The 11,039-nt window shown below is 44.0% G+C and carries 11 protein-coding genes; 5 read left to right on the forward strand and 6 right to left on the reverse strand.

The window, feature by feature from the left end:
- Positions 1-194: FAD-binding protein (locus EBR25_10545; GenBank protein ID NBW41421.1), on the reverse strand; the 194-nt coding region annotated here is incomplete at its 3' end.
- A gap of 167 nt (positions 195-361) precedes the next feature.
- On the reverse strand, positions 362-1,090 hold the full coding sequence (locus EBR25_10550) for a xanthorhodopsin (GenBank protein ID NBW41422.1): 729 nt from the start codon (positions 1,088-1,090) through the stop codon (positions 362-364).
- Positions 1,091-1,736: 646 nt separating this feature from the next.
- On the opposite strand from EBR25_10550, the gene EBR25_10555 reads away from it, so the two are divergent.
- Positions 1,737-2,690 (forward strand): hypothetical protein, encoded by a 954-nt coding sequence (locus tag EBR25_10555; protein NBW41423.1) that lies wholly within the window; start codon positions 1,737-1,739, stop codon positions 2,688-2,690.
- 13 nt (positions 2,691-2,703) lie between these two features.
- On the opposite strand, the gene EBR25_10560 is transcribed toward EBR25_10555, so the two are convergent.
- Positions 2,704-3,270 carry a rhodanese-like domain-containing protein gene (locus EBR25_10560; GenBank protein ID NBW41424.1) on the reverse strand — a complete coding sequence of 189 codons (567 nt, stop codon included), beginning with the start codon at positions 3,268-3,270 and terminating at the stop codon, positions 2,704-2,706.
- 363 nt (positions 3,271-3,633) lie between these two features.
- Between EBR25_10560 and EBR25_10565 the strand changes: the two genes are divergently transcribed.
- The 3 genes from EBR25_10565 to EBR25_10575 all read left to right on the forward strand — a co-directional run bounded on the left by EBR25_10565 (position 3,634) and on the right by EBR25_10575 (position 6,787).
- Positions 3,634-4,737, forward strand: a complete 1,104-nt coding sequence (locus EBR25_10565; GenBank protein ID NBW41425.1) for a methyltransferase domain-containing protein — start codon at positions 3,634-3,636, stop codon at positions 4,735-4,737.
- Between the two features lie 184 nt (positions 4,738-4,921).
- The gene (locus EBR25_10570; protein ID NBW41426.1) at positions 4,922-5,749 is read left to right on the forward strand and encodes an aquaporin; all 828 of its coding nucleotides are present in this window, start codon (positions 4,922-4,924) and stop codon (positions 5,747-5,749) included.
- Between the two features lie 264 nt (positions 5,750-6,013).
- The gene (locus tag EBR25_10575) at positions 6,014-6,787 is read left to right on the forward strand and encodes a glycosyltransferase family 2 protein (GenBank protein NBW41427.1); all 774 of its coding nucleotides are present in this window, start codon (positions 6,014-6,016) and stop codon (positions 6,785-6,787) included.
- On the opposite strand, the gene EBR25_10580 is transcribed toward EBR25_10575, so the two are convergent.
- Complete coding sequence (locus tag EBR25_10580) at positions 6,782-8,098, reverse strand: hypothetical protein (protein NBW41428.1); 1,317 nt, start codon at positions 8,096-8,098, stop codon at positions 6,782-6,784. The genes EBR25_10575 and EBR25_10580 overlap by 6 nt on opposite strands.
- A gap of 259 nt (positions 8,099-8,357) precedes the next feature.
- On the opposite strand from EBR25_10580, the gene EBR25_10585 reads away from it, so the two are divergent.
- Entirely contained in the window at positions 8,358-9,233 is an 876-nt protein-coding gene (locus EBR25_10585) for a DUF547 domain-containing protein (protein NBW41429.1), read from the forward strand.
- 25 nt (positions 9,234-9,258) lie between these two features.
- Here the strand turns inward: EBR25_10585 and EBR25_10590 are convergent, their stop codons facing one another.
- Together EBR25_10590 and EBR25_10595 are read right to left on the reverse strand one after the other, a co-directional pair.
- Positions 9,259-10,218 carry a radical SAM/Cys-rich domain protein gene (locus tag EBR25_10590; protein NBW41430.1) on the reverse strand — a complete coding sequence of 320 codons (960 nt, stop codon included), beginning with the start codon at positions 10,216-10,218 and terminating at the stop codon, positions 9,259-9,261.
- Positions 10,219-10,224: 6 nt separating this feature from the next.
- Positions 10,225-11,037, reverse strand: coding sequence for a CBS domain-containing protein (locus tag EBR25_10595; GenBank protein ID NBW41431.1), 813 nt, complete (start codon positions 11,035-11,037; stop codon positions 10,225-10,227).
- Between the last annotated feature and the right edge of the window lie 2 nt (positions 11,038-11,039).

Consider the following 11,039-nt stretch of genomic DNA (forward strand, 5'->3'; position numbering starts at 1 on the left):
AATTCATCGAAGAGCCAGGGGGCCGTGATGACCGTTGGTCCAGCATCAAAGGTATGCCCGCCATAAGAGAATGTCCGAGCCCTGCCGCCCGCATCAGGGCATGATTCTAGTATCTCAACGTCGATACCCATAGACCTCAACCGTAAAGCTGAGGCGATTCCTCCTACTCCAGAGCCAACTACAATTGCTTTCATAGCCGGGAATTTAACACTATGTTTGTATTGTGGGAACAGAGAAGTTCTGTTGAGTTTTCTGTAGTCGAACTTATAGGCAAAAAAAAGCAGCTCCAGATGGAGCTGCTTTTTCATGTTGAGGTAGCCCTTCAAAAGAGGGCTACCTCGCATCACTCTGCGACGAGACTTTAAGCGTTAGCCTCAGACTTGCGCATAGCAATAACCCAGATGAATACACCGAATCCTGCTTTAGCAAGGATATCAGCGATAGTGTATCCAACCTGAACAAAGGTATCTGCCCCTGTAATGTTCAACATTGGGAGGATGAATACAATTGGGTAGAAACACCAAGTAATCAGTGTAATCGCCCGAGCATGTCCTACAAGTTCTCTAACTGAATCTGGCTGAGCAGCGATTGACTTGGATAGGCCTGAGATAAGCTGATACACGATGTAGAGGAATGGGAGCATTGATAGAGCCCACCACTTCCAACGAACGGCATGGTCCGCTGAGATTTCTCCAGGATATCCAAGAATAATCATCAGAGCTGCAGCCATTGCAAGCGACTTCCCTTTGTTGAACGTCTCTTCACGTGAAAGACGCATTACAAGGATAAGCTCTAAGAGCAGTAGCGGAACGGTGAGTAGCCAGTCAACATAGCGGTAGGCATCGTTGAATGCCACACCAGTTGCTGTTACCACTCCATTCTTCACCGCGTAGGCAGCATCCCAACTCTCCAGAATTCTCCAGTAGTGGTAGAATGCGATTAGGGTCACAATTCCACTAAGAGTAACCGCAGTTTTATACTGAGGTGCCACTTGTGAGCGACCGAGAAAAAGAAAGACCGTAGCTGCTCCCATAACCGCGATACAAAATGAGAACGCGTTATAGATAAGATCATAATCCTGTAGTTCCATAGAACTCCCTCTTAATTTGTTAACTCATTAGTTTACTGGCTACACCTCCGATGTTTCCATCAAAATTGTGTAAGCCTGACCGGGATATCAACAATAGAGGCTGAACTTTCTTCAAACTCTTGTCCATAACTTCCCGACGATGATGGTGGCAACGGATGCTTGGTGTTGCAAGTACCCATTTGCAACAATCGGTCTGCTTGGGTTGGCAGTGGGATAGTATGAAGACTTGCTGCCCCACGTGATGTTATTCTTGGTGCTGTGTGTTGGTCCTCTCGCAGTGGTGGGAAGATGAGAAGAAGCTGCAAGATTAAGCCAATAAATCCAAGTTGTTACACGCAGCATACTGGATTTTTCAATCTCGTAACCAGGACAAGAGCTAGCTTTTAAGATGGCATCTTGATAGAGGTAGTGCAGGTTCTGAAGAGTGATAGAAAATAGTAAAACGCCGTCTTTAAAGACGGTGGAAATAGAGCTTCACAATACTTCAATATGGGAACAGGAGGCGGAGTTCTTTCGGGTATAGAGCCAGTCCCGCTACTGTCGCATCTCGTTAAGGATCTGAAATCTTTCAACGAAACAGTGGAAAAAGGTGATGTTAAACAGCGAAAAGAGATTACGGAATTTGGGCAGCAAGCAGGGTTGCTCATTGTATGAAATTGAAGGGGATTCAGGTTCAGTACGGTGCTTTCTTGCCTCTACGGCAGAGAGTCGACTTGTTTGTAATGATCCTTCGGTATTTGGTCTCAACTATACGTCCGCTTTGCAAAAAGCCTCTTCTTCAATCTTGACCATTTTAAGAGAGAACTCAGCCTGTGATGTAACAGAGCACGAGAGTCTCGTGCTTCACCTGTTACGTGGCGGCTTGAATTTTGGTCTTCGGGAAGCTCTCGGTGAAAGCTTCGGCTGGAATTCGCATGCTTCGGCATTCATGAGCGCACAAAGATCTCGCGACGAGAAGAATGAGGAAGAATGGCGCATTACGGAGTCTAATTACAAGAAAGTTCAAGTCCCGCCTGTGTGTTCAATTTTCTTCGGCGATGTGGTTGCAACAGGCACCAGCTGTGATTATGCGCTGAGAAGCATTTGTGATTCAGTCGAATCTCAGAACAGTCAGATTCGCCACATTTTCTTCGTTACCATTGGAGGACCTCGTGCTCTCGAAAGCATGAAGAAAGTTGATGAAAAATGTAAAGCAAGATTTTCACAATACGAAGGCTCGACAGTAATCTATCTTGAGGGCATTTTTTCTGTAGCGAGCGCTGTTAGTGATTTGAGTATTAAGATTACTGGCACTGATCTTCTAAGGCGGGATAGCCTGCTTGCACCAGAGTTTTTAGAGTCACAGTACGAAGCCCCATCCTATCCGCTTGAACGTTGCACCATTTACGACGCGGGTTCTAGAGCTTTCTGGCTGCCTGAATATCTGCAGGATGTCCGTGAATATTGGGAGCATACGCTTCTTTTGGCCGAGAAGGGAGCGACCTTTTCTGAGCTTCTGGCAGAGCGTTGTCCTCAGTTAAGTCTTGAACGATTTCCCCAAGTCGATCTCGTAGCTTTATGTAAAGAACAAGTGAAGAAATTTTACAGCGCAGTAGAATGAAAAACCTTACCGTTTAAGATTCCTCAATGGGTGAGAATGTCTTTGGATGAAACTGTTCTGGTAGTAAGTCGCTCCAAGTCGCGTTGTATGGATGAACTTGATTCGTCTCCTTTCCTTCGCGATATATCGGGTATCCAAGTTGTGTCCAGTAAAAGATTCCTCCTGCGAGATTAAATACATTATGAACACCCGATTCAATCATTGAATCTGCCATGATGGCACTTCTCCATCCTACGGAACAATAAAGAACTGTCTTGGTTGGTGAAGTCTCAGCTGTTATCTCCTCGAGGAGGGCAGGGAGTTGTGCTCCCCTTAGGTGGCTCATATAAAACTCATCACCAGTACGTACATCAATCAGTCTCAGCGTTTGTTTTTCTTCCAACATTCGGTTGAGCTCGTGCGGTGTGATCGTCGGAACATTAGGAAAAGCCCCCCTTATTTCTTCCATAACCGCCGTTATCTGAGATGATCCCGGGTTTCTTCTTGGCTGCATGTTCAAGGTTATGAGGAGGGCTGCCAGTGAAAGAATGCATCCAAGAGTTAAGAATGATGCATGGGTACTTATTTTTTGCCTATTCATGGAAACATGAACCTCACCTTACTTCATCAAGAAGGGCTCGTAAGCCCAAATACAAGCGCTGAAGGAAGAATCCTCTTTACTTATGAGACCGCTCCGTTTAGCGGAGGAAATAGCCGTAATCCCATAAAATACTATTGTGATTTATATTTCTGTGTTTTACCAATTTATAGAACAGTATCACAAGTTGCTGGTTTGCGTTCATGCGTTTGTGGCTCTTTTGGCCAGGGGTTATGTTAAGTCGGGGACAGCCGCCGTATCACGTCTCGGTTCCGCCGTTAGTGGGAGAATCGGGGCGAGAGTAGTAATCCAGTAAATAGGGTGAGTGATGTGTCTGAGTTGTCTTGATGAGGGAGCCTTGCAGTTATGAGATCAGAGATAATTTTAGGTGGAGAATCTGCGGTGTTCGATAATTATGATAGCAAAGATTCTTCTCAGACGCTTAGTTCGGTTCGAGATTATTACGGGAAAGTGCTCAAGACAAAGAACGATCTCAAAACGACAGCATGTTGCTCCAGTGATAGCTACTCCTCTGAGATAAAGGCAATTCTCGAATTGATTCATCCAGAGGTGATTGAAAAATCATATGGTTGTGGAATTCCAATTCCCTCTCTTTTAGAAGGGTGTACCGTTTTAGATATGGGCAGTGGTGCTGGGAGAGATGCGTTTATCCTTTCAAGGTTAGTGGGTCCGTCTGGGAAAGTTATCGGTGTGGATATGACTCCAGAGCAGATTGCCGTTGCGAAAGAGCATCAAGAGTACCACGCAGCAGCATTCGGTCTAGAGCACACCAATATAACTTTTGAACAGGGTCTCATGGAAGATCTTGCTGAAATTGGTATTGAGGACAATTCGATCGATGTGGTTATTTCTAATTGTGTTTTTAATCTGTCTCCAACGAAACTGAGACTCTTCTCTGAAATATTCAGAGTCCTTAAGCCAGGAGGAGAGTTGTATTTCTCGGACGTTTTTGTGGATAGGCGGCTGACAGAGGAGATGCAAACCGATCCAATTCTACTCGGGGAGTGTCTCGGTGGAGCCATATACTTCGAAGATTTTCGTAGGATGCTAAGAAATATAGGAATAGAGGATTTCAGGAAAGTCTCAAGTACCCCCATTGAGATTACAGACGAATCAATACAGCAGAAAGTTGGTCATGCGCGCTTTAGTTCAATTACCATTCGAGCTTTTAAGCTTTTACTTGAGGATCAGTGTGAAGATTATGGGCAGGCGGTGATCTACCGAGGGACCATCCCCGGACATCCGCACTCTTTTGAGCTAGATGACCACCACCTGTTTGAAACTGGTAGAACTATCTCTGTATGTAGTAACTCTGCAGCTATGCTGCAAGAGACTCGCTTTGCTAAACATTTCGATGTGGTCGGAGATGGTAAGCGCCACTATGGGTTGTTCCCGTGTGGGCCGCTGCCATCGAATGAATCAGATGCTGGCTCAGTGAGTTGTTGTTAATGGACGCCATCTGGCAGTGTCTCTCAATACAGGTCATGATGCTGAGCCGAGACGGAGGTAAAAACTTGAGCGGAGTAGGGGCTTTCATCAATTCACAATGCCGCCCTTATTCTAGTGCAGGGCGTTCCTCGCTCATTTTCTGTCGATTTCTTCAGAGCGTTAGCCTGTGTATTCTTTTACTTGAGTGGAGCCAGTAGTGCAGCGGAGATGGTGGCTGGGAGAGTTTGTTGGAACCTTCCTGCTTGTGTTTTTTGGATGTGGAAGTTTGGCGGCAGCCATCACGACTGGCGTTTTTAGTGGCATCGCACAGGTGGCTCTTGTTTGGGGAGTCGGGATAGCAATCGCCATACATGTAACAGGAGGTCTAAGTGGTGCACATCTCAATCCTGCAGTGACCATTGGTTTTTGGATATCAGGGCGTTTCCCCATGAGAGGGATTCTTCCCTATGCGATTATTCAGTTTCTAGGCAGCTTCTTTGCCTGTTGCGTCCTTTATTTAATATTTCAGGAAGCGATTGATGCTTTTGAGATAAGAGAGTCAATTGTAAGGGGACAGGTAGGGAGTGAGCGCTCCGCAATGATTTTTACTGAGTTTTTTCCAAATCCTTCTATTGAAGCTCTTCAAGAAAAAATTTCGATGAGCACTGCCATCGTTGCGGAGATATTTGGTACATTCGTATTGATGTTCGTAATTCTCTCCCTAACGGATGAAAAAAATCAGAGTAAGCCAAATGAAATGACAGCTCTTTTCATTGGGCTGACGGTTTCGCTCCTGATATGCCTCTTAGGTCCAATCACGATGGCGTGTTTGAATCCAGCGCGAGACTTGGCTCCACGTATCTTTACTTTCTTCATGGGATGGGGTGGACATTCGTTCTCCTTCAATGGCTACGGTTGGTTCGCGGTTTATGTTGTATCACCCATTTTAGGAGCAGGATTGGGGGCATGGATTTATCGATACGTTTTTGCAAGACAACTGGAACCTCCTAGCTCGGCAAATTCTTCTGCTTAGTGTTCTGACTATTTTTATCTCTGCTCATTCAATCGTACGATGGAGGAAAGATAGTAGAGAGGTGAGCGATGGCAAGAAGAGAGGGGTTTTTATCGGCAATCATTCTGTTGAGTAGGTGTCTTTTGATGAATAGCTACCGAGGTGATTTTCTTGTCTGAATATTTTTCATGTATGCTATCAAAAGTGAAGACAAGCTCTTTAGGGATTACATTATTGCTCCGTTATAAGAATGATGATTATGATGCCGTGGGCGGTGTATAACGGATGAAGGAGAGAATGAAGAAAGTAGCTGCGATTATTCCAGCGAGAAATGAAGAGGGTTCGATCGGACGTATTGTTGAGATGCTTAAATCCGTCAACCATCCAAGATGCACTCTCCATGAGATTCTGGTAGTCAATAATGGTTCAATCGATAGAACTCGTGAGATTGCTCGCGAATCGGGGGCTACGGTCGTTGATGAGGAGATTCCTGGATATGGAAGAGCGTGTTTAAGCGGAGTCGCTGCAGTTTCTCGAGAGGTCGATATTTTTCTTTTTCTCGATGCAGATGGCAGCGATAATCCACTCTTATGGCCTCAGCTGGTGGACCCTATATTTGAGCAGGGTGCTGAGATGGTAGTGGGAAAGAGGATTTTCCCCTCAGATACGGACTCTCATCCAATTCATGCGAGATTTGGAACATGGCTCATTACCTCACTCATAAAAGTGCTTTTTAGTTCACCACTCTCGGACTTGGGTCCATATCGGGCTATTGTAGCTGATTCTTTTAGAAAACTTGGAATGAAGAATACGGGATGTGGCTGGACGGTTGAAATGCAGATTCGAGCGGTTCAGTGCGGCCTCATTTCTTATGAAGTACCAGTTGTTCATGAAAAACGACTAACTGGCGAATCAAAAATTTCAGGTACGGTAGGTGGAACAGTGAGAGCTGCCTCCGCTATGTTTGCCATGATTATAAAAGAGTGTGTGAAGTCAATTTTTAAAGTGCAATCAAATAGTAATCCGGCCTTTGGTTCACAAAAGAGAAAGTCCTTATAATCCAGGCGCTCTTCTATTTCTTTCCCATATTATTGCAAAGAATATAATTCCGTACTCAATCAAAGTAATTTCTAATGGTATCTCGAAGGGTCGTAGTCCTTCCACTTTCCAGTAGAGTCCGTGAAGATAGCTCATCGGCGCAACGATAAGAGCGGCTATGCCCCATCGAGTGGTATGAAGTGCAACGAACGGCAAAATCCAAAGAAGGTACCAAGGATTCACGACTGGGGAAAAGAGCAGTAGCGTTCCGATAATTATATCTCCTCGAATAGGCATCTGTGGGGAACGTTTATAATTCTGAACAATCCAGAAAAGAAGGAAACCGCTAAATATTGCAGCGCATATGAGGCGAGCCAGGGTGGATTCTTCTGTAATCGGGGTCGTTAAGTATCTTATTACCTTATAAATACTGGGATTGAACTCCCATTGCGAAAGGAATGATCCTACTATCGCAAATTCTGCTTCGCCTTCGTGACGGTAAAACGGGATATAGAGCAATGCGGCAGTAATGAGACCAACAATTATACTCTTGAAGCGGGCTGACATAAGCCCTATGCAGAGTATCGGGAAAGCGGTGACTTTTGATGCGAAGGCTACTCCAGACAGGATTCCGGTCAAAACCGTATATTTCTTTTCATGGATATAAGTGGCAGCAAGAAAGAGTGGAGCTGCTCCGAGGAGATCGGGATGCCCTGAGAAGTAGCATTCTTGCAGAAGGAGTGGGCACCACGCATAGAGCAGGAGCCCCCTTAGAGTTGCACGATTCCAGAGACAGATAAAAATAGCGATATCAGCCACGAGAATAAAGGCTTTAATCGCAAGAAGATTTCCCGGGTCGAGGTAAAATGCAAACAAGAAAATATATTCTAAAGTAGGACCATAGATCGTCGAGAACTCGGGATAATTAATTTTTGAGACGATCTCTTGGAAGATATGAGGAATGGTTGGATCATTTAAGAACTCAACAGGGGGAAATCCATAGGGAGTCCCAAAGTGACTAAAAAGCCAACCATCAAAAAGATAGCGCCAGAAGTCGTCCTCAAAAATTGGAGCAGCTGTGAGGCAGATGCAGCGAAAGATTATGGCAGTTATAAGAATAAAGATTTTATATGCATGTTGAGCAGGAACTGATTTCGGTAATACGAATGAAGTTGTCCCCAGACAGCCCCACATTAGGAACATACACATCAAATAGTGTCTTAAGAGCAGCTCTTCTGGCAAGAGAGCAGCAGAAGCTATCACGAGATTTGAGAGCGCTATCCCAAAGGTAACGCCTAATGTGCTAAGTAATATCGGGCGAAGTGCAATCATTTTTCAAGCAGAATTTATCAGCGTATCAGCCATGCCTATACTCTCACTTTTTCGAGGGCTTTGGTCACTATAAGAAATTCTTTTTACTCCTTTGTTATGATTGAAGATTCAGGCTTTCAGAAACACTGAGAATCAGTATCCTTAAGATAGCGCAATTCGGCCGGTCGCCTAATGAAAAAAGCGTTCTGATTAATTTGTCGAGCGCGCGCTTGTCTTTTTTGCCACAAAAGTTTTGGTTGGGCTAAATTCGAGAGAAGGTATGAAAATGAGAAGTTTTTTGGGCGGCATGAGATTCTCAGTCTTACTGCTAGTCATTGGGCTCGTTTCATTAACCGCTCTAACGATCTTCTGGATAAGAGTTGATGGCGCTAACAAAGAGGATACTGCCATTAGTGACTTCCAACCAGGGCAGGATGATTTTGATCACACCTTCTCTCGTTATCAAATGCTAGTGAACACTGTTGTTGTTCCCGTATCACCGTTGGGAGCTGGCGTTCACTATAAGAGAGCGAAGGAGCTGCGAAAAGACCGTGAAGAAATCAGAGCAAATCTTGAAAGAGTATCCAGGGCGCAGTTCGATTCATGGAGCAATAATCAACAACTGGCTTTTTTGATTAACGCATATAACTTCATGACTATTGAGTTGGTTATTAAGCATTACCCTGTTCGCTCAATAAAGGATATCGGCACATTTTTTGTGGGACCTTGGAAGCAGAAGTTTTTCACTTTATTTGGCGACGTGAGAGATCTCGATTTTATCGAACATGGCCTTATTAGAGAGATGTTTCTTGAGCCGAGAATTCACTTTGCGCTGGTATGTGCCTCTCGAGGATGTCCTTCACTGCAGAAAGAGGTTTATGTTGCCGAAAAATTAGATGAACAGCTAGATTTTGCCACCAGGCAATTTCTACAAGATAAAGCTCATAATAGGATTGATCACGAGGGAAAAAAGCTATTTCTCTCTAAAATCTTCTCTTGGTATGAGGATGATTTTTTGTTGTTTAGTGACTCCTTACAGGAGTTCGCGTTGAGGTATATGGGTGACAACTCGCTCAAGTCGCCAGGAGCTGCGGCATTAAACTATCGCGTAGTTTATTCAGAATACGATTGGGCGTTGAATGATGTCCAACAATAAAAGTTTTCAAGAGCTATGCCGAATCCTATACGAGACTCCCGCCACAGGAGCTCCCAGCGCCGGCAGTGCAACCATAGCAGTGTCTATCAAAGGCAATTTCCTCTTTTGCAAGCTCATTGAAGCTTTCAATCGACCAAATAGTTCTCTCTCCTTGGGTAGGAGGGAGTTCTAACATTTGATTGAAGTCGCAATCATAGAGATTGCCGAGATAGTCAATCGAAACAAGTTCTCTGCACATAATGTTTTTTGCCGCATGAGGGTTGAAACTACTTTCGAGTAAAGTCATGTACTCTTCAAGTTGTCCCCAGTTTTCGAGCTGCCTTGCGAAACGTTTGATCGGCATATTGGTGATCGTGAAGAGGTTATTAAACTCAATTTCAAAGTCTTCAAAGAGTTGTTTTTTGTAGGCACACTCAAGTTCTGCCTGAGCTCCCGGCAGGCTCGCTCCCAGTGGATTGTAAACCAGATCAAGCTGAAGAGAAGTGTTAGGTTTCCCATAGCCCAGCTCGTTAAGTTTTATTAACCCCTCAATGCTGCGGTCGAATGTTCCGCGTCCACGCTGCTTATCCACGTTGTCTGATGTGTAACAGGGGAGTGAGGCGATTATGTGCACCTTGTGCTGGGCTAAGAACTCAGGGAGATCTTCATAACCTTCTTCAAAGAAGATGGTCAGATTACATCTATCAATGGTGTGAAGACCACGCTTGGCTGCTTCAGAAACCATCCACCGAAAGTGAGGATTCATTTCCGGTGCACCACCCGTGATATCCAGCGTTTCTATGCCCGTAGAAGCATCGATTAACTCGAAGATTCTATTACTTACTCTCCTGTCCATCAGTTCAGTTCGCTTCGGTCCAGCTTCAACATGGCAATGAAGACAGGCGAGGTTACAGAGACGACCGTTATTAACCTGAACAGTGGTAATCTTCTCTCTTGATGTAGAGATCTGTTCTTCTTGTAGTTGTTTCAAGAATTGCTTTTTCATGAGTTCTTATCCTCTACGCCATGCATGAAACCGCTGAACCCATCCGAGGAGCTTTTCCGGCTTTTCTGCTTTTTTCCATATTCCTGCGGTATACTTATTCGCTTCCGAAAAGGTCGGATAGGGATGGACTGTCCCCAAAATCTTATTAAGGCCAATTTTGTATTTCATGGCCAACGTGAATTCCGACAAATATTCACCTGCATTCGCTCCAACGATAGTTGCTCCTACTATCTCGTCGGTATTAATTTTCGTTAATACTGTAACGAAACCCTGCGCTTCGCTTTCGGTAATGGCTCTATCTAAATCATCTAATTTAGTCCCAACAGCCGCACCAACAAGCAAACGACCATTTTTATCTCTTACTGACGATGGATATCTCTCACTTCTTTGAATATCTTTAACAGTGATTAGTCCAATACATTTTTTTTGATTATCGACAACAACCAATTTTTCAATACGATTTTCATGAAGAAGTTTTTTTGCATGATTAGTTGATTGGTTTTTTTGAATAGTGATTACTTTTTTGGTCATATAGTCTTTAACCATTGATTTTTTATTGGTCACAAATCGAACATCACGATTGGTGATAATGCCTAGTAATTTTTTAGTTTTATCTATGACGGGAAAACCAGATATTTTTTTCTCATCCATAATAGCAAAAACATCTTCAATAGTATTCTCAGGAGACATCGTGATAGGATCATAAACAATACCTGCTTCAAATCTCTTTACTCTCGCAACTTCCGATGCTTGAGTAAGGATATCAAAATTTTTATGAATAACACCCAAACCTCCATTTTGAGCCATTGCTATTGCCATTT

The sequence above is a fragment of the bacterium genome (assembly GCA_009926305.1).
Taxonomy (GTDB): domain Bacteria; phylum Bdellovibrionota_C; class UBA2361; order UBA2361; family RFPC01; genus RFPC01.